We start from the raw sequence: 22,217 nt of genomic DNA, 5'->3' as shown, positions 1-22,217 counted from the left end.
GGGGTCGTCACGCGGCCCGCGCGAGGGCCCCCGCGTCGAGGCAGAGCCCCTCGCGCGCGGCGACCGAGGCCGGGAAGAGCTCGCGCGCGAGGCGCTCGATCTCCGCGACGCCCACGTCCGTCCGCTGCGGGTCGTGGTGGAAGAGCACGAGCTGGCGCGCGCCGCTCGCCCGCGCGATCTCGGCCCCCGCGACGTACGTCGAGTGCCCCCAGCCGACCCTCGAGCGCCCGTGGTCGCCGCGGTACTCCTCGGGGGTGTACTGCGCGTCGTAGATGAGCACGTCGGCGCCGTCCGCGAGCGCGCGCAGCGCCGGATCGACGCAGGCGTAGTGCTCGGTGTCGGTCGCGTACACGACGCTGCGGCCGTCGTGCTCGACGCGGTAGGCGAGCACCCCGCCGGGGTGGTTCAGCTTGGCGACGCGCACGTGCGCGTCGCCCACGTCGAACGCCTCGACGGGGCGCGCCTCCCGCAGGGAGATCTGCGCGCTCAGCTCGTCGAGCCGGACGGGGAAGCTCGGCGCCGCCATCTGGGTGGAGAGCGCCTCGCGCAGGCTCCCGACCCCGTGCGCGCTGCCCACGATCGAGAGCTTCGAGCTCGGCAGGTACGCCGGCACGAAGAACGGCAGGCCCTGGATGTGATCCCAGTGCAGGTGCGAGAGCAGCACCGTCGCCTCGACCGGCCCTTCCCGGAGCAGGGCGTCTCCGAGCTTGCGAACGCCCGTCCCCGCGTCGAGGATGATCCGGGACGCCCCGCAGCGGACCTCCACGCAGCTGGTGTTTCCGCCCACCGAGGCCGTCTCCGGCCCAGGCGAAGCGATGCTCCCGCGAACCCCCCAGAACCTGATCTCCATCGCTGTCTCGTGCCTCCTCGGGCCCCCTTCAGCGAGCGGCGTAGCGAGCCGCGTGCCAGCGCGCGGACGCATGAAACGGCTGGATTCGTCGGTCGATCCCGCGGTGGCCGCTCGAGCTTGCAGCGCGACGTCCGGATCGGCGCTTCAAAATGGATCGCACGGCCGAGGCGGCCTGCCGGCTCACGCTCCCGCTTCTTGCGCGGAGCGTCGCTTCACGGTTGACGCGCTGGCGGCGACGTGGATGGAACAGCGCCGCGGGCGGGCGGGCCTGCACCATGCCGCGGGGGCTGCGCGTTGTGTGTCGCGCGTCGCGTCACGGCTGAGCTCCTCCGCTGGATCGCGGGATCACGGCGGAGCGGGCACGTTCGCCCGACCCGAACGTTGACCCGGGTCCATCCCGGGGCCTAGCATTCCCGCACTGCTCTCTTTCCCGCATCGTTACCGCCGCTCCGCACAATGACCGTTGCTACCTACGCCGCCGCACAGCTGTTGCGGGTGCTTCCGCGAGAGCGCATTACCCGGGCCGTTGGCCGCCTCTGCGACGCCAGGGCACCCGCCGCTGTCATGAACGCGGTGGTCAAGCTCTACGCGCGCGCCTACCGCGTCGACATGGACGCCGCAGAGCCGCTGACGTGCCCTTACGAGAGCTTCGACGCGTTCTTCACGCGTCAGCTCCGCCCGGGGGTGCGCCCTGTCTGCTCCGATCCCGGAGCCATCACGAGCCCCGCCGACGGGCGGATCGAGGCCATCGGCCCCGTGACCGAGGGCGGGCGCCTGTTCATCAAGGGCCAGCCCTACCGGGTGGAGGACCTCGTGGGCGATCCCGCCGAGGCCGCGCGGTACGACGGCGGGCAGTTCGCGGTCGTCTACCTGTCGCCCCGCGACTACCACCGGGTCCACGCGCCCGTCGCCGGCCAGGTGAGCCTCATCCGCTCGATGCCGGGGGAGCTGTTCCCGGTGAACGCGATCGGCGAGCGCCACGTGCCAGGGCTCTTCGCGCGCAACCGTCGCGTGGCGATCGTGATCGACACCGAGCGTCAAGGGCGCGTGACCGTCGTGATGGTCGGCGCCATGATCGTCGGACGGATCACGGTGAGCGCCGTCGAGGCGCGCGACGTGCCGCTCGGCGTGCACACGATCACGCCTGCCCTCCCGGTCCGGTGTGGCGAGGAGATCGGCAAGTTCCACCTCGGCTCCACCACGGTGATGTTCGTGGAGCGCGGGGCGGCGCCCCCCTGGACCAGGGCTCCGGGGCCGATCCTCTACGGTGAGCCGCTCGGCGGAGGGGTCAAGGCATGACGAGCGAGCGGCCGCGCAATCCCCTGGCTGCGCCCGCCCTGGAGGGCGGCGCCTCCGGAGCCCCCGACGCACCCGCGCCGGGCGAAGCAGGGAGCGCGGCCGCGAAGGCACCGCAGGGAGAGCAGGGGCCGCCCCCCGCGCGCTCGTTCGTCCCACGCCCGGAGCGCGCGCCCAGCGTGCGCCCGCCCCTCGCGACGACCACGCCGCTGCCGCGCCTCGACGCCATCCCGGGCGTGGCCGGCAGGGGCGCCGCCGGGCAGGTGTCGGAGCTCCCGGATCTCGATCTCGATCCGCGCATCGCCGGGCCTCCCACGGAGCGATCGCGGCCCACGACCCCGTTGCCGAGCCCTGCAGCGCGGCGCACCGGGCAGTCGCTCGCCCCGGCGATGGAGCAGACCGCGGAGGTCGAGCGCGACGAGGGCGCGAGGGCCTCGCGGCGCCGCTCGCGGCGGCTCGTGAACGAGCAGGGCGACGCGCCGCCGCAGGGCGGAGACGAGGTCGCGCCCGGCGGGCCGGGCGCCGGGAGCCCGAGCCTTGCGCCGCGGTCGAGCGGGGCGAGCGCGCTCCAGGACGTCGACGACGACGGCTGGCTCAGCGCTGCCGCGAAGGCCCCCGCCGCTCCGGCGGCCGAGGAGCCCCGGCAGGCCAGCAGGCCGGCGCCGGCGCCGAACGCGGCGGAGCTGGTCGCGCCCCGGGCCGTCCCTCGCCCGTCGCCGAAGCCCTCGAGCATTCCGCCCGTACCGGCGCCCGCGCCGGGGGGGTTCATCGTCGATCCGGACTCGGTCGCGGTGATCCGGCCCCTGCAGATCGTCAGCATCGAGTCCAACCTGCCGCCGGTCGCCTCGCTGTCCGAGCCCACCAAGCCGCCGCTCTTGACCGAGCCGTCCGAGCACGACTGGCCGCCGCTTCAGTTCAGGATCAAGTCGGACGACCGGACGACGAAGCTCGGGCTGGAAGCGTTCCAGGACGGCGTCCCGGACGGCCCGCCGACGGCGCGCGACACGGCTGTCGATGCCGATCCGTCGGGGCCTCGCGGGTCGCGCGGCGAGGCGCTGACCTCGGCGCCGACGATCGAGCTGGGCGGCTCGATGGCCTGGTCGGCCTCAAGCGCGGACGATCTCGCGGAGGTCGAGCCCGAGCCCGAGTCGACCGACGAGAAGGCCGAGCTCCAGGGCGCCTCGCGGCGGGGCGACGAGGGCGGCGCGGGCGAGCAGGGGCAGGCCGACCCGACGCGCAGCACCCTGCCGCCCAGGAGCGGCGAGATCGAGCTGGAAGAGGTCGAGCCCGAGCGCGACGGGGACGGCGCCGACGAGATCGCGGCCGCCCCCGCCGACGCGGCGGCGGCGCATCCCAAGAAGCCGCCCCCCCCGCCCCCGCTGCCGCCGCGACGCGCGCAGGCGCTCGCCTCTCCCGATCTCGCGACGTTCACGAGCTCGGTGCCGCCCCCGCCCACGTCGGTGCCCCCCCCGCAGGGCGAGCCGCTCTCGGCCGTCCGGCCAGCCGCTCCCCCCGCGTCTCCCGCCGCTGCGCCGGCGACGCCCGCGGCGGCGGCGCCCGCGGCGAAGCCGGCGGAGATCGACTCGACCTCCGGCCCCTCGACCGAGCCCGCCGTGCGGCGGAAGCGCCCGTGGTGGGAGGAGCTCTTCGGGGACGATTTCCTGCGCACGCTCGACAAGCTCGACCCGAAGGTGGTGCGCCGCGAGGTGGACTTCATCGAGGAGCGGCTCGGCGTCGAGAAGGGCGCGGTGATCCTCGATCTCGCGTGCGGCGCCGGCGGCCACGCGATCGAGATCGCGAGCCGCGGCTACAGCGTGGTCGGCTTCGATCTGTCGCTGGCCATGCTCGCCCGCGCCGCCGATGACGCGCAGGACCGCGGCCAGAAGCTGAACTTCCTCCAGGGCGACATGCGCGAGATGACGTTCGAGGAGACCTTCGACGGCGTCTACTGCTGGTCGACCAGCTTCGGCTATTTCGACGACGAGAAGAACGCGGACGTCCTCGCCCGCATCCGCCGCGCCCTCCGCTCGGGCGGCATGCTCCTGCTCGACGTCGTGAACCGCGACTACGTGGCGTCCCGACAGCCGAGCCTGGTCTGGTTCGAGGGCGACGGCTGCGTCTGCATGGATGAAATGCAGGTGGATTTCTTCACGAGCCGGCTCAAGGTGAAGCGGACCGTGATGTTCGAGGACGGGCGCTCGCGCGAGATCGACTACTCGATCCGCCTCTACGGGCTTCATGAGCTCGGCAAGCTGCTGCACGACGCGGGCTTCAAGGTCACCGAGGTGACCGGCCACCCCGCGCATCCGGGCGTCTTCTTCGGCTCCGAGTCGCCGCGGCTCATCATCCTTGCCGAGCGGAGCTGAGGAGCGGGGGGGTGGTCACGGCATGAACATCGAGGCCGCGATCACGCGCGCGCTCCCGGGGATCCCGCGCAGCACCTCCCCGGTCGACCAGATTGCCTACGCCCGCGATCTCTGGCCGCGGCACCACCTCGCCGTGACGGAGGGCCGCATCGCCGAGCACCGGCCCGGGATGATCGTGTGGCCGGGGTCCACGGAGGAGGTCGCCCAGGTGGTCCGCTTCTGCGCGGACGAGGGGCTGCCGCTCGTACCGTACGGCGCCGGGTCGGGCGTGTGCGGCGGCGTCTTGCCAGACGATCGCACGGTCGTGCTCGACCTGAAGCGCCTCTCCCGCCGCCGCTCGATCGATCGGCAGGCGCCCTCGGTCGACATCGAGGCGGGCGCGCTCGGCATCCGCTTCGAGGAGGAGCTCAACGCCGAGGGCTTCACGCTCGGCCATTTCCCGTCGTCGATCCTGTGCTCGACCGTGGGCGGGTGGGTCGCGGCGCGCAGCGCCGGCCAGTGCTCGGGGCTCTACGGGAAGATCGAGGACATGGTGGCGTCGCTCGAGTGCGTCGTCGGCCGGGGCGAGATCGTCCGCTTCGAGCGGCGCGTGCGCGGCCCTGACCTGACGCCGCTCCTCATCGGCAGCGAGGGCGTGCTCGGCGTCGTCACCGCGGCGACCCTCCGGCTCCACCCTGCCCCCCCGGCCCGCGCGTTCGGCGCCTTCTCGTTCCCCACCCTGGAGGCCGGCTGGAACGCGATGCGGGAGATGTTCCAGGCCGGCCTCCGCCCCGCGGTCTCGCGGCTCTACGATCCGTTCGACTCCTTCATGGCGCGGCTCGGCGCGGTGCGACGGCATCGGGCGCGCCCGGACGCCGGCGCCGGCGCCTCGGACGGGGCCGCCGGGCGGGCGCGCGGCGCGCGGGGCCCGGGCGCCGGCGCCGCCGTGCTGCGCGGCCTGCTGCGCGCGCCGGGGCTCCTCAACGATCTCGTCGACGCCGTGGGGGCGCGCGTGCTCCGGGGCGCGACGCTCATCCTCATCTTCGAGGGCACGGCGCGCGCGAGCGCCGACGACCTCGCCCGCGCCGCGGCGATCGCCGAGCGCGGCGGGGCCAGGCCGCTCGGCGAGGAGCCGGCGCGCCACTGGCTCGCGCACCGCTACAGCGTGAGCTATCGCCAGGCGCCCGTCTTCATGGCCGGCGCGTTCAGCGACACCATGGAGGTCGCGGCGCCCTGGTCGCGCCTCGACGCGCTCTACCGCGCCGTCCGCGGCGCGCTCGGGCGCCACGTGTTCGTGATGGCGCACCTGTCCCACGCCTACCCGGACGGCTGCAGCATCTACTTCACCTTCGCCGGCAGCGCGCCGAGCGTCGCGGAGGCCGAGGCGAAGTACGACGCGGCGTGGCGGGCGGCCCTCGACGCCGCCATCGACGCCGGCGGCACGCTCTCGCATCACCACGGCGTGGGCCGCAGCAAGGCGCCCCGGCTCGGCGCCGAGCTCGGCCTCGGCGCCGACGTGGTCCACGCGCTCCGGGGCGTCTTCGACCCTGCCGGCATCATGAACCCTGGCAACCTGCTCCCGCGCGACGCCGCCGCCCCGCGCCGGCCGGTGCCGCCCCCCCCTGCGGCGCCCGCCCTCGACGCGGCCTCCCTGCTCGTGCACGCCGCCGGGAGCGCGCGCCTCGGCGACGTCGAGCGCGCGCTCGAGCCGCGCGGCCTCACGCTGGGGCTCGACCCCGGCGCCGCGCCGCGCGAGATGACGCTCGACGCCTGGATCGCGGCGGGCGCCCCGGGCGCCCCGGATCCGTGGAGCGATCCGGTGGACCACCTGGTCGCCGGGTTCACCGCGCGGCTCGCGTCCGGCGCCGATCTCGCGGTGCGGCCAGCGCCGCGGCGCGCGGTGGGCCCGGATCTCCTCGCGCTCTTCCTCGGCATGCAAGGGCGCGTCGGCGCGATCACGTCCGTGCACCTGCGCGCCCACGGCGCCTCGCGCCCCCGCGCGCTCCCGGCCTCGCTGCCGCGGCAGCCGCCGCTCGGGGACGCGGAGGCGGCGTGGCTCGACGCGGTGGTGAGCGCCGCCCGCGGCGTGCGCTGAACGGGGTCAGCCGGGCGGCCAGGCCATCGGCCGCCGCCCGCGGCGCGCTGAACGGGGTCAGCCGGGCGGCCAGGCCATCGGCCGCCCGCCGAGGACGTGGACGTGGATGTGGAAGACCGTCTGGCCGGCGTTCGCGCCGTGGTTGATCACGGTCCTGAAGCCGCTCTCCGCGATGCCGGTCTCCTCGGCCACCCGCCTCGCCGCGAGCAGCAGCCGGCCCAGGACGATCTCGTCCTCGGGCACGGCGTGGCCGATCCCGGTGATGTGGCGCTTCGGGACGACGAGCACGTGCGTGGGCGCCTGCGGGTTCAGATCGTGGAAGGCGAGCACGTCCTCGTCCTCATACACGACCTTCGACGGGATCTCCTTGTTCGCGATCTTGCAGAAGATGCACATGGTCGCCTCCTACGGTGCTTGCGTATCGCGCTGCGCCCGGTCACGCGGCAGCGGCCTGGTCGCGGCGTCCGGCTCTCCCGGCTCCGCAGGGCCAGGCGAATCCAGCGCTCCGCCCTGCCGTTCCTCGGGGAGCAGCCGGGCGAGCGCGCGCTCGATCCGCGACGTGTCCGCCGGCTCGGGGAGCAGATCCCTGGGCAAGGCGGCGCCGTTCGACGGGCGCTCCGGATCGATGTCCTGCTGCGCGGACGGCGGCGGCGCGCCGCGCGCGACCGCGATGCGCAGCACCGCGACCTCGAGGGCGTCGAGCGCGGCCGTGCGCTTCAGCCCGAGCGACGGCACGTCGTAGGTGAGCAGCGCGCCGCCGCTCTCGGCGGGCGCGAGCCCGGCGCGGTCCGCGCCCGAGACGAGCTGCCGCACGAGGCTCCGGAGCAGCGCCGCCCGCCGCCGCACCCGGCGCGCCCCCGGATCGGCGTAGAGCGAGAAGAAGCGATTGCGCGAGAACGTGGACGGCGCCAGCACGAGCGCGACGAGCAAGGCCTCCAGGTCGATGGGCGGCGCGCCCCTCACGTCGCGTGCTCCAGGGCGCCGCCGTCGGGCCCCGCGCCCCCGCCGCGCCGCAGAAGCTCGGCCTGGCGGTGCGTGCGCAGCGCGCCGATGAGCTCGTCGAGGTCGCCTTCCATGATCTTGTCGAGCTTGTGCAGCGTGAGGCCGATCCGGTGATCGGTCACGCGGTTCTGGGGGAAGTTGTAGGTCCGCACCTTCTGCGCGCGCTCCCCCGTGCCGACCATCGTCCTCCGCTCGGCGCTCTGGACCTCCTCCTGCCGGCGCTGCTCGAGCTCGAGCAGCCGGCTGCGGAGCACCTTCATCGCCTTCGCCTTGTTCTTCAGCTGCGAGCGCTCGTCCTGACATTTCACGATCATGCCGGTCGGGAGGTGCTTGATCTGCACGGCGCTGTTCGTGGTGTTGACGCCCTGGCCGCCGGGGCCGCCCGACGCGGCGATCGAGATCTCCAGGTCCTTGTCGTCGATGTGCACGTCGACGTCGTCGGCCTCGGGCAGCACGGCGACGGTCGCGGTCGAGGTGTGGATGCGCCCCTGGGTCTCGGTGGAGGGGACGCGCTGCACGCGGTGCACGCCGCCCTCGTAGCGCAGGTGGGAGTAGACGTCCTGCCCCGAGATCAGCGCCGCGACCTCCTTGTAGCCGCCGGCGGAGGCCTCGCTCACGTTGAGCACCTCGACCTTCCACCGCTTCGTCTCCGCGTAGCGGCAGAGCATCCGGAAGAGGTCGGCCGCGAAGAGCGCCGCCTCCTCGCCGCCCTCGCCGCTCCGGATCTCGATCACGGTGTTCCGCGCGTCGTTCGGGTCCTTCGGCAGGAGGAGCAGCTCGAGCTCGCCGGCCAGCCGCTCTCGCTCGAGCTCGAGCTCGGGCAGCTCCGCCTGGGCGAGCTCCGAGAGGTCGGGGTCGCTCAGCGCCTCGCGATCCTCGGCGATGCGCCGCTCGACGTCGCGGAGCCGGGCGAACGCCGCGACCACGGGCTCGATCTCGGTCCGCTCGCGGTTGAGCCGCTGGAGCTCGGCCGGAGCGGAGAGCACCGCGGGGCTGCACATGAGGTGCTCGAGTTCCTGAAAGCGGCGCTGGACCGCCTCGAGTTTCGCGATAGGTAGCATCTGCAATCCGAAGACGACGCGGGAGTTGACAGGCCGGCGGACGGGCCGGGCGGCGGCGCCGGCCCGCGTTAGCTGTGCGCGCCAGCGTAGCCGGGGTCGGCGAGCAGCTTGGCGTAGTCCGCGAACACCCGATCGGGCTGGGCCGGAGCGGCCACCGCCTCCTCGCGCCAGAGCGTCGCGCGGAGCGAGGCGAGCGCGACCTCGAGCTGCGCGTCATCCGGCTCGGCGGTCGTGATCTTCTGGACCAAGAACCCCGGCCAGAGCAGCACGCGGAGCGGGCCCGTGGTGCAATAGCGCGCGAAGAGCCGCTGGATCTCGAAGGTCACCGCGGCGATGAGCGGCAGGAACGGCAGCTTCAGGACGAAGAAGGTGAGCCACTCGACCGGCCGGCCGCCGGGCGGCTTGGGCAAGAGCGAGCCGAGGAACGCCCCGGCGATCGAGAACACCACGATCGACACGAGCGCCACCATCACCAGGAACGTCGTCCCGCAGCGCGGGTGCATCGCGGTCTTGCGCCGCGCGTTCGCGACCTCGAGGAGCTCGCGCGCCTCGTAGGTGGAGATCGCCTTGTGCTCCGCCCCGTGATACTGGAAGACGCGCCGCACCTCGGCGATCTGGCGGATCAAGAGGAGGTACGCGACCACGATGGCGAGCTTCGCCACGCCGGTGATCGCCTGGTACACCGGCGACGTGACCTCCAGCCCGAGGCCGAAGAGCTTGTTGATCAGCTCGGCCCCGCCCTGGGGAGCCGCCACGAAGAGCAGGATCGCGAAGGCGATCGGCAGCAGGCCCATCCCGCCGCCGCCCTTCTTCTTCGCGCCGGCACCGTCTCCGCCCGGCGCGGGGCTGCCTGCCGGCAGCGCGGGCTCCGCGTCCTGCGTCGCGATCGCCGCCATGCTGAGCGCCAGCGCGGAGAGGCTCACCCCGCTCGCCTGCCCGGAGCCCGGCCGCTTGGACGCCGGGCCCTTCCCCGAGGCCGCCTCCTCGGCCGAGAGATCCTGCTCGTAGAGGTCCGCGGACCAGCGCAGCGCCTGCGATCCGAGGCGCAGCGACTCCACCAGCGTCGCGACGCCTCGCACGAACGGCCAGGTGCGCGGGCCCCTCGACACGGCGGTCATCGGCTGCTCGCGCACCATGAGCTCGCCCGAACGACGTCGGCAAACGATCGCGACCGAGCTCGGCGATCGCATCATCACTCCCTCAATCACCGCTTGGCCGCCGATATACGGACGTGCAGGCTGCTCGCTCATACGCGTTCCAATCTAGCGCATAACCCGGCGGGCGCATCGCGCCCGGCCGATCCGCGCCGTCGATGGACGGCATCGCGTCCACCCGCCACGGCTAGCCCCCGCTGCGATCGAGCGCTCACGTCGAGCAGCGAACGGGCTCCGGACGTACCGAGCCCTCCGCCACGCCCCGGGCGGGCGCGGCGCGACGGGCGTACTTGAAATCAGGAGGGATGCGTCTCTGGGCGGAGGGGCGCGCGGCCGCCCTCTACCCGGCCTCTACTTGCCGGCAGCCGCGTACTTCCTGCGGAAGCGGTCGACGCGGCCGGCGACATCCATGATCTTGTGCTTGCCCGTGTAGAACGGGTGACACGCGGAGCAGACGTCGGTCGTGAAGCTGCCGCGGGTGGAGCGGGTCTCGACGACGGCGCCGCACGCGCAGGTGATCGTTGCTTCCTTGTACTCGGGGTGGATGCCGGGCTTCATGGTGAGTCCTTCGGGTGTTACGAGGGTGGGCGCCTATAGCTCAGACTGTCCGGGGCCGCAAGAAGCCCTCTCCAGACGCATCGCACGCTCGTCGTTCGCAGCGCCTGCCGCGCCTGCTGCCGTCCGCACGCCGGGCGCCGCGTGAAGTCGCCGGCGCGGGTGCCGCGTGAAGCTGGGCCCTCTGGCCTCTCCGGCAGGGGCCCGCCCCAGGTCCGCCCCGCGGCGCCGAGGGCGAGGTGCGCGGACGCGGCTTCTGCGTCCCGGAGGCGCCTCGGTCAAGGTCCCGAGGGCGCGCGCACGACAATTGCTAGGGCCGGCGTTGACGCTCTGGTGCACATGGTTAGTTTCGCGGTCGCGAGCCAGCGAGCTCGCGAAAACCGGCGAAAGTATCCGAATTCCCAGCAGATTTGACGGCTCTGGAGCAGGGGCTCTCGGCAGCTGTCAGCCGGCCCCTGCTGACCGGTCGGGTCTTCTCGCCCCCCGCGGTTACCACGCCGTCGCGCACACACTTCTCGGAGGGTTCACGTCATGGGCAAGATCATCGGCATCGATCTCGGCACGACCAACAGCGTCGTCGCGGTGATGGAGGGGAAGGAACCCAAGGTCATCGTGAACGAAGAGGGCTCGCGCCTCACGCCGTCCGTCGTGGCCTGGGACGACAAGGGCGAGGTGCTCGTCGGGCAGATCGCCAAGCGCCAGGCGGTCACGAACCCCACCAACACCATCTACTCGGCCAAGCGCTTCATGGGGCGTCGCCTCGAGGAGGTGCAGGAGGAGACGAAGCGCGTCCCGTACAAGGTCAGCAAGGGCAAGAACGGCGACGCCTCGATCGAGGTGCGCGGCAAGCAGATGTCGCCGCCCGAGATCTCGGCGAAGGTCCTCCAGAAGCTCAAGAAGGCCGCGGAGGACTACCTGGGCGAGAAGGTGACCGAGGCCGTCATCACGGTCCCCGCTTACTTCAACGACTCGCAGCGGCAGGCCACCAAGGACGCCGGCCGCATCGCCGGGCTCGACGTGAAGCGCATCGTCAACGAGCCCACGGCGGCCGCGCTCGCGTACGGGCTCGACAAGAAGAACGAGCAGGTCATCGCGGTCTACGACTTCGGCGGCGGCACGTTCGACATCTCGATCCTCGAGGTCGGCGACAACGTCGTGCAGGTCATCTCGACCAACGGCGACACGCACCTCGGCGGCGACGACGTCGACCACCTCGTGATGGACTGGCTCGCGGCCGAGTTCAAGAAGGACACCGGCATCGACGTCTCGAACGACAAGATGGTCGTGCAGCGGCTCAAGGACGCCGCCGAGCAGGCCAAGATCGAGCTGTCGAACGTGCAGGAGACGACGATCAACCTGCCGTTCTTGACCGCGGACGCCTCGGGGCCGAAGCACCTCCAGAAGCAGCTCACCCGGGCGAAGCTCGAGCAGATGATCCGGCCGCTCATCGAGCGCACGCTCGAGCCGACGCGCAAGGCGCTCGCCGACGCGAAGAAGTCGCCGCAGCAGATCGACGAGGTCGTCCTCGTCGGCGGCTCGACGCGCATCCCGCTCGTGCAGGAGACGGTCAAGAAGTTCTTCGGCAAGGAGCCCCACAAGGGCGTGAACCCGGACGAGGTCGTGGCGGTCGGCGCCGCGGTCCAGGCGGGCGTGCTCTCCGGCGACGTGAAGGATCTCGTGCTCCTCGACGTCACGCCGCTCTCGCTCGGCGTCGAGACGCTCGGCGGCGTGATGACGGTGATGATCCCGAGGAACACCACGATCCCGACGCAGAAGAAGGAGATCTTCTCGACCGCGACCGACAGCCAGCCGAGCGTCGAGGTCCACGTCCTCCAGGGCGAGCGCACCGAGGCCCGCTACAACCGGACCCTGGGCCGCTTCCACCTGGAAGGGATCATGCCGGCGCCCCGCGGCGTGCCGAAGATCGAGGTGACGTTCGACATCGACGCGAACGGCATCCTGTCGGTGCACGCCAAGGACACGGCCACCGGCAAGGACCAGCGCATCACGATCACGGCGTCCGGCGGCCTCAAGGAGGACGAGATCAACCGGATGGTCCAGGAGGCGGCGGCGCACGAGGCCGAGGACAAGCGGCGGCGCGAGGAGATCGAGCGGCGCAACAAGCTCGACAACCTCTGCTACACGCTGGAGAAGACGATCAGCGAGAACAAGGAGAAGCTGGCGGACAGCGACGTCTCCGCGCTGAACGAGATCATCGCGGAGAGCCGGTCGGCCATCGAGAAGCAGGACGACGCGGCGGTGACCGCGGCGCTGGAGAAGCTCGAGAAGGAGTCGCACCGGATCGCGAGCGTCATGTACGAGAAGGCCGGTCCGCCGCAGGACGGCGCGCCGCCGCCCGCCGGCGCCGCGGGAGGCCAGCCGCCCCCCGCCGGCGGCAAGGGGAAGGACTCGGTCATCGACGCGGAGTTCGAGGAGTCGAACTGACCGCCGCGAGGTGAGCGGACCTTGAGCGAGCGCGGCTTCGGCCGCGCTCGTTTTCGTTTGTCGCTCGCGACGCCGAGGAGATCGGCGGAGCCGCCCTCTTCCCCCGCGGCGCGCTCGTTGGGCGTCGACTCGGATGTCCGGGGGCCGTATAACGGGCGCTCATGCGAACCCTCCTGCCGCTCGCCACCCTGGTCCTGCTGGCCGGTCCCACCGCGTGTGGGCCGTCCCCCACGCCTGTCGCGCCGACAGGAGGTGGCGAGGTCCAGGTCGCGCCCGCACAGCCCGCCCCCGCCGGCCCGGCCTACGATCTCTCCCCCGTCGCCGAGCCCGCCGATATCGTGGGCGTGCTCCGCTGGAGCAACCCCTCGGCCACGCTCTCGAGCGTCGCCACCTGCGCCGGGCTGCCGCCGACGCTCGCCGAGTCGGGCGCGCAGGGCCTCTTCGCGGGCGTCCTGAGCGAACTCGTGAGCCCCTCCATCGACGCGGACCAGCTCGCCACGGTGGTCGCGCTCGATGCGCCGCTGCACCTGCTCGTCGCGCTCGACGACAGCTCGAAGCGGGGCAACCCGGTCGCGGCCGTGTCGCTCGGGCTCGCGTCGCTCGAGCGGGCGAGGGGCGCGCTCGAGGCCGGCGCCACCCTCACCGAGGTGAAGCCCGGCATGTGGAAGGTCGGCGGCAAGGAGCCGTCGAAGTCGAGCTGCTTCCTCGCCGCGTCCGCGGGCTCGACGCCGGCGCGGCTCCTCTGCGGCGACCGAGACCGGGACGTCTTGACCCTCGGGCCCTACCTCGCGCGCACGCTGCCGACGCTCGCGAGCGAGGCGCGCGACCTCCACGGCGAGCTCCGCTTCGTCCCGCTCAGCGCGAAGTACGGCGACATGGCGAAGCAGCAGCTCCGGGGCCTGCCGATCCTCGCGCAGAGCCAGCTCTCCATCGACCACCCCGGGTTCGACCGGGCGCTCACCGACGCGGCCACCGCCGTCCAGGGAGAGCTCGAGGCGCTGATCAACGACGCCAGCAAGGCGGACATCGACCTCCGGGCCGACGACCAGGCCTGCGTGAGCCTCACGGCGGGCCTCGAGCTCCGAGGCCAGTCGTCGTGGCTCGCGGGGACGATCGCCGACAGCGCGAAACGCGCCGGGCCCGCGCCGGCGCTCTACTGGCGCGTACCCAAGGACAGCCACGGCGCGTTCTTCGACCACGGCAGCAACCCCGCGCAGTACGAGGGCATGCTGAAGACGCTGCGCGCGATGCTCGAAGGGTGGATGGAGAAGGAGAAGATCGGCAAGCCGGCCGATCGCAAGGCGCTCGCCAGCGTCCTCTCGCTGCCGCTGAGCCAGGCGACCCCCAGCGTGTCCGCCCACGGCTACCCCGAGGCGCCGCCGGCCGGCGCGAAGGCCGGGAAAGCGACGCCGGACGAGCTCGTCAACAGCCTGATGGGCGGGCTGGTCGGCTGGAACCTGATCGGCATCGAAGCGGCGCCCGATGCGATCGTCAAGTACCTGAAGAACGCCGTCACGGCCTACAACACGACCGGCCTGCGCGCGCGGCTCCGGGACATCGACATCGACCCGAAGGAGCTGCCGACCGTCAGGACGGTGCCAGCGCCGAAGGAGCTCGGGAAAGGGTCGCTCGCGGTCGAGGTCCAGATCAAGGGTCTCCCGGACCTCGACGCCGGCGTGGTGTCGGGGTCGGCCCCCAAGGCCAAGCCCGTGACCGCCACGCTGCATGTCCTGGTCATGGGCGAGGACAAGGCGACGTGGATCGCGTTCGGTCACGACAAGCGCGATCTCCTGAGGCGGCTCGCCATCGTGAAGGCGGGCGCGCCGGAGGCCGAGACGCTCGCGTCGCGCCCGGGGCTCGAGGCGCTGAAGACCGGGAAATTCCCCTACGCTGGCTTCATGACGCTCGCCCCGGTCACCCGCAGCGTCCAGACGATGCTCTCGACGCTGTCGGACGCCGGCGCGAGCCCGGGCGTGCTGCCTCCGGAGGCGAGGCAGTTCGGCGAGGCGCTGGCAAAGCTGCCCCACAAGGGCGAAGGGCTGATGTTCCTCACGACGCAGGCCCGGGGCGGCGGTTCGCCGCGCGTCGAGCTCTCGTTCACCCTGTCGAAGCCCGTGCTCGAGGACATCGGCGCGCTCCTCGTGGCAGGGCTCCAGATGGCCGGCGTCACCAAGCCCTGAGCGCGCCACGCGCCCGATCCAGGGAGGAGCCGAGCGCGACCGCTCGCGCTCGGCATCGCCTCCGGCCGCCGGACATCGCCCGTGCGCCGCCCGCCCACGTCCACGCTCGGTACGCGAATTGCCCGCCTGCCCGTAAAGATGAGAGGAAGCAATGACCAATCGTGAAGGTGCGAGCCGCAACGGAACGAGCCCGGCGCGGCCAGAGGCATCCGGGAGCGCCACGACGGCACCCATGCCGAAGTCGCCCGTTCGCCGCCCGGCGGTCGAACCGGACGCCGAGCTGCCCGAGCTGACGCCGGAGCAGCTCGCCGAGCTCAGGCAGGCCCTCGAGGAGCGCCGGGCGAGCCTCGTCGCCATGATCGACGAGCGGCAGCACGCGGAGCGCGACATCTCTCGCGAGGTGGGCGACGAGATGGACGAGGCCAACGCCGAGGGCGCAACCTCGCTGACCTCGAAGCTCCTGGAGCGCGATGTCCGGGTGCTCGCCGAGATCGATCGCGCGCTGGCCAAGATGAAGGAAGGGACCTACGGGATGTGCGAGGGCACCGGCGAGCCCATCGGGTATCGCCGCCTCAAGCTGCGTCCGTGGGCGCGCTACAGCGTCGCCTACCAGGAACAGATCGAGCGCGAGGAGCGGACCGGCGGCGGCTCGTGACGCCCACGCCGCCCTGAGGAGGCGCGCCTCCAGCGGAGCGCTCGGGCTCGTCCCGAGCGCTCCGGTCCATGGGTCGAGCGAGCGCTGCGGCGAGGCCGTTCAGCCGCCCATCCGCTGGATGAACGGGACGATGCGCTCGACGAACGCCTGCTTGTGATAGCGGTCGAACTCCGCCCACGTGCAGAGCGTCCGCGGATCCCTCACGCGATCGACGAAGAGCACACCGTCCACGTGGTCCTTCTCGTGCTGGAAGGTGCCCGCCGAGAGCCCGCGCAGGACGCGATCGATCGGCCGCCCGTCGCGATCCAGGCCGGTCAGCCGGATCTCGGCGTGGCGATCGACGACGCCCCTCAGGTTCGGGACGCTCAGGCACCCTTCGTAGTTCTCGAACGTCTCCTCGGTGAGCGACTCGATCACCGGATTGACCACGATCGTGAGCGGAATGTTGGGCTTGTACGGATAACGAGGGTTGTCCTTCACCTCGACCGCGAAGATGCGCACCGGCACGTGGACCTGCGGGGCGGCGATGCCCGCGCCGTTCGCGTCGCGCATCGTCTCCACCAGATCGTCGATGAACGCCTGCATGACGGGGGAGGAGAGCTCCTCCGGCGTGACCTCGCGCGCGCGCTGCCTGAGGACGGGGTTGCCGATGTGGGCGATCTTCAGGAGCGTCACGCGGCCATCGTACCATACGGCCACGCCGCCGGACGCCTGTGACCCCGGGATTCGCCGCTCTGCCTGCCCGCGTCGGCCCGATCATGCGGCGAGCGGCTGCGTCGGCTATGGAGAGGGCGCATGGATCACTTCCCCGATGCGCCGCGTGTCCCCGAGCAGCAGCAGGCGACGGCCGTCATGCACCTCCGCTTCGAAGACGTGAGCCAGACCGGCCACGTGATGCTGGACGCGCTCCCGCACGGCCTCGGGCCCGCGATCTGGAGCAAGCTCATCCAGGGGAGCCCCATCGCGGCGCTCATGGGCTCCCACGGGATCATCCCGATCCTCACGCGCCTCGTCATCGAGGGCGGCGAGGGGCCGATCGCGGCGCGAGAGCCGCTCCATGTGCGCGGCCTCTACCAGCTCGCGCACACCGAGGACGCCGCCTCCGACGTGAACCGGCTGATCCTGGCCATGTGGCTCTCGGCCACGGCGCGCCGCAGCCGGACCTATGGCCCCCCGCCGCCCGGCGCCGGCGAGCCGCTCCCGGCGGGTCGCGTGTTCGCGGAGCACGTCTTCACGCGGCCGTTCGCGGCGCCGGGGGAGCGCAAGGTGCTGCGCTTCGAGTCGCCGGATCTGCCGGCCGTGCCGCCGGAACGCTACCCCTGGCGCTCACCGGAGTCGCTGATGGGCCTGCCGGAGGGCGCGCAGCCGCTCGACCCCGAGCCGACCCTGGATCCGATCACCGTGGCGTTCGGCCTCGATCACACGGACGCAAACCAGCACGTGAACTCGCTCGTGTACCCGCGGATCTTCGCGGAGGCGGCGCTCCGGCGCTTCGCCGCGCACGGGCGCAGCACGGCGCTGCTCGCCCGCCGCGTGGAGGTCGCCTACCGCAAGCCGTGCTTCGCGGGCATGCGCGTGAGGATCGTGCTGCGCGCGTTCACGATCGGCGGCGCGCCCGGCGCGCTCGGCGCGTTCGTGCCGGAGCCGCCGGAAGGCCCGGCCGACGCAGCCCCGGAGGCGCGCGCTTGCTGCTACATCCGCACGCTGTTCGAGGGCTGAGCGGCCTCCACACGGGCGCGCAGCGCGGAAACGCCGGCCGGGCGCGCAGCGCGGAAACGCCGGCCGGGCGCGCAGCGCGGAAACGCCGGCCGGGCGCGCAGCGCGGAAACGCCGGCCAAGCCGGCCTCCGCGCGCGGATCGGGAGCTCCGGAGCGTCAGGCGCCCAGCGGGCGGGCGAGGCCCGCGCGGTCGGCGATCTCGTCGTGGAAGGCGCGGAAGGTGGACTCCTGCGGCCACGGCGGCGCGTTGGCGAGGAGCTCCTCGACCCGGGCGAGCTCGCCCTCGTCGATGGCCACCACGGCCGCGGCGTAACGCATCGCCCAGAACACGAGCGGGCTGGCCTCGCTCGCGCGCTCCAGCAGCGCGCGATCGCCCGGGACGCTCTTGTGGGCGAAGGCGCGAGCGAGCGCGCCGGCGGCGGCGCGCAGCGTGACCACGCGATCGCGGAAGGCAGCGCTGACGTCCGGGAGGGGGAGGCGCTGCAGGCGCCCCGCCTGCTCGAGCGCCGCGTCGCGATCGCCCTCGAAGGTGTAGAGGAGCGTGTCGAGGAAGAGCCGGTGCTCGAGCGCCGCGTCCCACGCAGGCCCGCGCTCGGCGGCGGCCATGGCCGCGCGCGCCTTCTCGACCCAGCCATACGCCGCGAACGCCGTGGCCGTCATGAGCGGGGCCATCGTGGCCGGGTGCGGGATGCGGTGCAGCGTCGGCGACCAGCGCTGCAGCACCGACCGCACGTCGCCCGAGCGGAGCAGCCTGCGCAGCTTGCGGCGAGCGAGCCAGCGGCCCGCCGCGAACGCGAGGACACCGCCGAGCACCACCGCCATGACCGCCGGCTGCTGCCAGGCGAACCGGAGCGCAGCGGCCGCCAGCGCCGCCGTGCCTATGAAGAGGAGCGCCGGGATGAGCCGGCTGCCCCGCCCCTCGTCCTCGGAATCGAACGGATCCACGACATCTCCAAGCGTACGGGGCTTCCCGTACGAGGCAAGTCCCGGGCGCCCCGCCGCTTCGACCCGAGCGCCCCAGGAGAAACCACGAGGGGCCCGGCCCGCCGGACGCCGCGCCCCGGCGGCGCTGAACCCTGATGGCCTGACAGAAGCGCGCCGCGAGCGCCATGGGGCTCGACAAGGAACCGAGGTTCGACTACGAAGTGTCCCCGTCAGGCGTGAGCGCCTGGGACCTCATGGGTCCGCCGACAGCGCGCCGTGAACCCCGCCAGGCCCGGAAGGGAGCAACGGTAGCGGAAAGCGAGTGTGGCGGGCCCACTTATTTTTTGTGGTCGCATCAGCGCGCTGCGCCCACCCCCGCCGCGTGACGCCTCAGGCGGGCGGCTCGCGCCGCGCCAGCGGGGCGAGCTCGATCCCGAGCTCCGTGGCGAACCGGAAGATGCGCTCGTCCCGGTAGAACTCGCCGAAGACGATCCGCGAGAGCCCCGCGTTGGCGATCATCTTGAAGCAGCCCCAGCAGGGCGAGGCCGTGGCGTAGATCGTCGCGCCGTCGATCCGCACCCCGTTCCGCGCGGCCTGGATGATGGCGTTGGCCTCGGCGTGGATCGTGCGCACGCAGTGGCCGTCCTCGATCAGGTGCCCCTCCTCGTCGCAGTGAGGCAGCCCGCGGATCGAGCCGTTGTACCCGGTCGCGAGGATGCTCTTGTCGCGCACGATCACCGCGCCGACGTGCTTCCGATCGCAGGTCGCCCGCGACGCGACGACCTCGGCGATGCGCATGAAGTATTCGTCCCACGAAGCCCGGTGAGTCATCGCTCGTCTCCACGGCGGGGATCCGCGTTCGTCGTCCCCTCCAGAATGCACAAGGAGCCGCCCTCCGATCCCGTCACGAGATTCCCCTCACGAGACGGCCCGGCGACGCGCGCCCCGACCCCGGCTGAGCCGCGCCGCGCGCTCCTCGGCGCGCTTCTATCACGATGTCGGGCGCCGCGGAGCCCCCGCCGGCCGGAGACCGCGCGAGGCGCCTCGACAGCGAGGGGCGCCGCGTGGTAGCGCGCGGGGGTGAGCTCCACCGCGAACATCCGTCGATCAGACCGCCGCATCCTCGTGCTCGGCTCGGGCGGGCGCGAGCACGCCCTCGCGCGCGCGCTCGCGCGATCGCCCTCGGTCGCCGAGGTGATCGTGGCGCCCGGGAACGCCGGGACCCACGCGGCGGGCGGCGCCGGCCGCGCCCCGATCCGCCGCGCCGCGCTGGCCTCGCTCTCGCCCGAGGAGGCGACCCGCCTCGCCGTCCGCGAGCGCGTCGACCTGGTCGTCGTCGGGCCCGAGGCGCCGCTCTGCGCGGGCGTCGCCGACGCGCTCGCCGCCGCGGGCGTGGCCGTCTTCGGGCCGAGCCGTGAGGCGGCGCGCCTCGAGGGGTCGAAGGCGTTCCTGAAGGAGTTCGCGGCCCGCCACGGGATCCCGACCGCGCCGTTCACGATCGCGCGCTCCTTCGACGAGGCGGCGCGCGTCATCCGCGAGCGCGGCGCGCCCATCGTCGTGAAGGCCGACGGGCTCTGCGCCGGCAAGGGCGTCGTCGTCGCGACGGCCGTCGACGAGGCGCTCGCGGCCGCGAAGGACATGCTCGTCGAGCGCCGCTTCGGCGACGCCGGCGCGGCCGTGATCCTCGAGGACGCGATCCGGGGCGAGGAGGCCAGCCTGCACGCCATCAGCGACGGCCAGGCGATCTTCGTCCTGCCGGCGGCGCGCGATCACAAGCGGGTCGGCGAGGGCGACACCGGGCCGAACACGGGCGGCATGGGCGCGTTCGCGCCGAGCCCCCGCGTCACCCCCGCCCTGGCCGCGCGCGTCGAGCGCGAGATCCTCCGGCCGACGATCGACGGCATGCGCGCGGAGGGGCGGCCCTTCCGCGGGGTGCTGTTCGCGGGCCTGATGATCACGCCGGAGGGCGACCCCATCCTGCTCGAGCACAACGTCCGCTTCGGCGACCCGGAGTGCGAGGCGCTCATGGAGCTCCTCGAGGGCGACGTCGCCGAGCTCTGCGCGTCGGTCGCGGCGGGCGCGCTGGATCCCGGGGCGGCGCGCGTCGCCCCCGGCCGCCACGCGCTCACCGTCGTCCTCGCGGCCCGCGGCTACCCGGCGGCGCCCGTGACCGGCGACGTCATCCGCGGCCTCGACGCCGCGGCCGCCGTCGAGGGCGCGTTCGTGAACCACGCGGGCACGGCCGAGCGGGACGGCGCGATCGTGACGGCGGGCGGCCGCGTGCTCGCGGTCACGGCCGCGGGCGGCTCGCTCGCGGAGGCGCGGGAGCGCGCGTTCCGCGCGGCCGACGCCATCGACTTCGACGGCAAGGTGCTCCGCCGCGACATCGGGGTCGACGCGACGCGCGCGGCCGTTTGAAGGCGGAGCGCGAGCCCATGCAGCCCATCATCGACCTTGCCCCGGGCGCAGAGGAGAACCCGCTCGCCGCCCACTTCGGCCGGCTCATCCGGGAGCACCTCGCGCGCGACGCGAGGCGCGTGTCCGATTTCCGGACGCTGCGCGGCTCCGTGCTCGTGGTCGCGCAGGACTCCGGCACGTCGATGACGATGCGCTTCGATCACGGGCGCCTCACGATCCACGACGGCGCCATCGGCATCCCGTCCGTCACGTTCTGCGGCGACGAGGACGTACTGTTCCGCCTCCCGGAGGTCGCGTTTCACCGCTGGCTGCGGTTCCCGATGCTGGGGCTCTTGCACCGCCGCCAGAGCGGCCCCCTGCGCGAGCTCACGCGCCTCGTGGCACGCGGCGACCTCAAGATCTACGGCCTCGTCGCGCACCCGCGGCTCATCCTCACGCTGCTCCGGGTCCTCTCGCGCCACCCCTGAGCCCCCCGTCCAGACATGCCGGACGGACGTCCCGCCAGTGCGATACTGTGAGAGGACAACGGACGTCTCCGTCCCCGCTCCAGGACGGTTCTTGTGGGCTTGCAAACCAATGCTACGCGGGCCAGAAGCTGACTTTTGACGGCCTCTTGGGCTGTTGGTATGGCTCGATCATGGGCATCCGATTGCGCTACCTCGCCCACGATCTCGAGGTGCCGCTCGGCGAGTTCTTCATCGGACGGAGCGCCGACTGCCAGCTGTCGCTCGACGACCCGCTGGTGTCGCGCCGGCACGCGCTGCTGACCGTCAGTGAGAGCGGCGTCGCGATCGAGGATCTCGGCAGCCGCAACGGCGTGCTCATCAACGGGGCCCGGATCTCGGGGCGCCACATCCTGTCCGACGGCGACAAGATCGCGATCGGGGGACAGGAGATGTTCCTGCTCGGGGCGATCGAGCCGAGCTCGGCGCACTCGCCGCGGAGCGCGCCGCTCTGGATGCGGCAGGCGCAGAACGCGCGCACCGTCGACATGAGCGAGATGCCCGCGGGCGAGGACGACGGCGCGACGGCCATCGCCTCGCGACGGTCGCTGCCGGGGCTCATCCCGCAGCACCCCGACAAGCGCGTCCACGCGCTGAGCCTCATCGGCAGCGTCGCCGACAAGGCGCTCGCCCTGGGGCGCGTCGACGAGGCGGAGCGCATCCTCCAGCGCTCGCTCAGCGACATCCTCACGAAGGCCCGGGAGGGGGGCGTCGGCGCCGTGCAGCCCGAGCTGGTCGAGAAGGCGAGCACCTACGCGGCCCGCCTCGCCGCGGCCACCGGGCGCGGCTCCTGGATCAACTATATTTTCGAGCTCAACACCCGGCTCGAGCTCCTGCTCCCCGCCTACCTCGTCGATGAGCTGTATAGTGTCCTGCGCAAGGTGAAGGCCGTCGACATGTCCGTCCTCCGTGGCTACGCGAAGCGGCTCCGCGAACGAGCAGGAGAGCGTACCCCGGCGGAGAAGTTCATCCTCCAGCGCATCGAAGGGCTCGAGCGCCTCGGCGCACTGAAATAG

At 72.9% G+C, this 22,217-nt stretch carries 19 protein-coding genes and 1 other RNA gene; 11 read left to right on the top strand and 9 right to left on the bottom strand.

From position 1 onward, the window contains the following. Window positions 1–7: 7 nt before the first annotated feature. The gene (locus WMF31_RS41290; RefSeq protein WP_436607368.1) at window positions 8–850 is read right to left on the bottom strand and encodes an MBL fold metallo-hydrolase; all 843 of its coding nucleotides are present in this window, start codon (window positions 848–850) and stop codon (window positions 8–10) included. Window positions 851–1,414: 564 nt separating this feature from the next. On the opposite strand from WMF31_RS41290, the gene asd reads away from it, so the two are divergent. Genes asd through WMF31_RS41275 form a run of 3 tightly spaced genes read left to right on the top strand, consistent with a single transcriptional unit; the run spans window position 1,415 to window position 6,586 of the window. Further along, the gene (gene asd / locus WMF31_RS41285; RefSeq protein WP_436607367.1) at window positions 1,415–2,149 is read left to right on the top strand and encodes an archaetidylserine decarboxylase; all 735 of its coding nucleotides are present in this window, start codon (window positions 1,415–1,417) and stop codon (window positions 2,147–2,149) included. Continuing rightward, window positions 2,146–4,512 (top strand): methyltransferase domain-containing protein, encoded by a 2,367-nt coding sequence (locus WMF31_RS41280; RefSeq protein WP_436607366.1) that lies wholly within the window; start codon window positions 2,146–2,148, stop codon window positions 4,510–4,512. The genes asd and WMF31_RS41280 overlap by 4 nt, the downstream gene beginning before the upstream one ends. Window positions 4,513–4,534: 22 nt before the next feature. After that, window positions 4,535–6,586 carry an FAD-binding protein gene (locus tag WMF31_RS41275; protein WP_436607365.1) on the top strand — a complete coding sequence of 684 codons (2,052 nt, stop codon included), beginning with the start codon at window positions 4,535–4,537 and terminating at the stop codon, window positions 6,584–6,586. A 57-nt stretch (window positions 6,587–6,643) separates the two neighbouring features. Here WMF31_RS41275 and WMF31_RS41270 read toward each other — a convergent pair whose 3' ends face one another. The 5 genes from WMF31_RS41270 to rpmE form a co-directional block, all read right to left on the bottom strand. Further along, a complete protein-coding gene (locus tag WMF31_RS41270) occupies window positions 6,644–6,982 on the bottom strand; it encodes a histidine triad nucleotide-binding protein (protein ID WP_436607364.1) in 339 nt (112 codons plus the stop codon). Window positions 6,983–6,991: 9 nt separating this feature from the next. Continuing rightward, window positions 6,992–7,549 carry a hypothetical protein gene (locus WMF31_RS41265; RefSeq protein WP_436607363.1) on the bottom strand — a complete coding sequence of 186 codons (558 nt, stop codon included), beginning with the start codon at window positions 7,547–7,549 and terminating at the stop codon, window positions 6,992–6,994. Next, window positions 7,546–8,649 carry a peptide chain release factor 1 gene (prfA, locus tag WMF31_RS41260; protein ID WP_436607362.1) on the bottom strand — a complete coding sequence of 368 codons (1,104 nt, stop codon included), beginning with the start codon at window positions 8,647–8,649 and terminating at the stop codon, window positions 7,546–7,548. The genes WMF31_RS41265 and prfA overlap by 4 nt, the downstream gene beginning before the upstream one ends. 68 nt (window positions 8,650–8,717) lie before the next feature. After that, window positions 8,718–9,842 (bottom strand): DUF1385 domain-containing protein, encoded by a 1,125-nt coding sequence (locus WMF31_RS41255; protein ID WP_436607361.1) that lies wholly within the window; start codon window positions 9,840–9,842, stop codon window positions 8,718–8,720. Window positions 9,843–10,154: 312 nt separating this feature from the next. Then, on the bottom strand, window positions 10,155–10,361 hold the full coding sequence (rpmE, locus tag WMF31_RS41250; protein WP_129355960.1) for a 50S ribosomal protein L31: 207 nt from the start codon (window positions 10,359–10,361) through the stop codon (window positions 10,155–10,157). A gap of 528 nt (window positions 10,362–10,889) precedes the next feature. Here rpmE and dnaK point away from each other — a divergent pair. The 3 genes from dnaK (at window position 10,890) to WMF31_RS41235 (ending at window position 15,638) form a co-directional block, all read left to right on the top strand. After that, window positions 10,890–12,803: a molecular chaperone DnaK gene (dnaK, locus tag WMF31_RS41245; RefSeq protein WP_436607360.1), complete on the top strand. Its 1,914-nt coding sequence runs from the start codon at window positions 10,890–10,892 to the stop codon at window positions 12,801–12,803. A 161-nt stretch (window positions 12,804–12,964) separates the two neighbouring features. Beyond that, entirely contained in the window at window positions 12,965–14,983 is a 2,019-nt protein-coding gene (locus tag WMF31_RS41240; protein ID WP_436607359.1) for a hypothetical protein, read from the top strand. Between the two features lie 232 nt (window positions 14,984–15,215). Further along, window positions 15,216–15,638 carry a TraR/DksA family transcriptional regulator gene (locus WMF31_RS41235; protein ID WP_436607358.1) on the top strand — a complete coding sequence of 141 codons (423 nt, stop codon included), beginning with the start codon at window positions 15,216–15,218 and terminating at the stop codon, window positions 15,636–15,638. A gap of 99 nt (window positions 15,639–15,737) precedes the next feature. Here WMF31_RS41235 and def read toward each other — a convergent pair whose 3' ends face one another. Continuing rightward, a complete protein-coding gene (gene def, locus WMF31_RS41230) occupies window positions 15,738–16,313 on the bottom strand; it encodes a peptide deformylase (RefSeq protein ID WP_436607357.1) in 576 nt (191 codons plus the stop codon). Between the two features lie 120 nt (window positions 16,314–16,433). Between def and WMF31_RS41225 the strand changes: the two genes are divergently transcribed. Beyond that, window positions 16,434–17,357, top strand: a complete 924-nt coding sequence (locus tag WMF31_RS41225) for an acyl-CoA thioesterase (protein ID WP_436607356.1) — start codon at window positions 16,434–16,436, stop codon at window positions 17,355–17,357. A gap of 155 nt (window positions 17,358–17,512) precedes the next feature. On the opposite strand, the gene WMF31_RS41220 is transcribed toward WMF31_RS41225, so the two are convergent. Continuing rightward, entirely contained in the window at window positions 17,513–18,301 is a 789-nt protein-coding gene (locus WMF31_RS41220) for a hypothetical protein (RefSeq protein ID WP_436607355.1), read from the bottom strand. A 231-nt stretch (window positions 18,302–18,532) separates the two neighbouring features. Between WMF31_RS41220 and ffs the strand changes: the two genes are divergently transcribed. Continuing rightward, window positions 18,533–18,622, top strand: an RNA gene (gene ffs / locus WMF31_RS41215) — signal recognition particle sRNA small type. Between the two features lie 48 nt (window positions 18,623–18,670). Here ffs and WMF31_RS41210 read toward each other — a convergent pair. Then, window positions 18,671–19,111, bottom strand: coding sequence for a deoxycytidylate deaminase (locus WMF31_RS41210; RefSeq protein ID WP_129355946.1), 441 nt, complete (start codon window positions 19,109–19,111; stop codon window positions 18,671–18,673). A 249-nt stretch (window positions 19,112–19,360) separates the two neighbouring features. Between WMF31_RS41210 and purD the strand changes: the two genes are divergently transcribed. From purD to WMF31_RS41195, 3 genes are all read left to right on the top strand, one after another. Next, complete coding sequence (purD, locus tag WMF31_RS41205; RefSeq protein ID WP_436607354.1) at window positions 19,361–20,698, top strand: phosphoribosylamine--glycine ligase; 1,338 nt, start codon at window positions 19,361–19,363, stop codon at window positions 20,696–20,698. A 17-nt stretch (window positions 20,699–20,715) separates the two neighbouring features. Beyond that, complete coding sequence (locus tag WMF31_RS41200) at window positions 20,716–21,165, top strand: hypothetical protein (RefSeq protein WP_436607353.1); 450 nt, start codon at window positions 20,716–20,718, stop codon at window positions 21,163–21,165. Between the two features lie 170 nt (window positions 21,166–21,335). Continuing rightward, window positions 21,336–22,217 carry an FHA domain-containing protein gene (locus WMF31_RS41195; RefSeq protein WP_436607352.1) on the top strand — a complete coding sequence of 294 codons (882 nt, stop codon included), beginning with the start codon at window positions 21,336–21,338 and terminating at the stop codon, window positions 22,215–22,217.

The organism is Sorangium sp. So ce1036 (assembly GCF_051369805.1).
GTDB classification, from domain to species: domain Bacteria; phylum Myxococcota_A; class Polyangia; order Polyangiales; family Polyangiaceae; genus Sorangium; species Sorangium cellulosum_F.
This window is presented reverse-complemented; position numbering and strand designations above follow the sequence as displayed.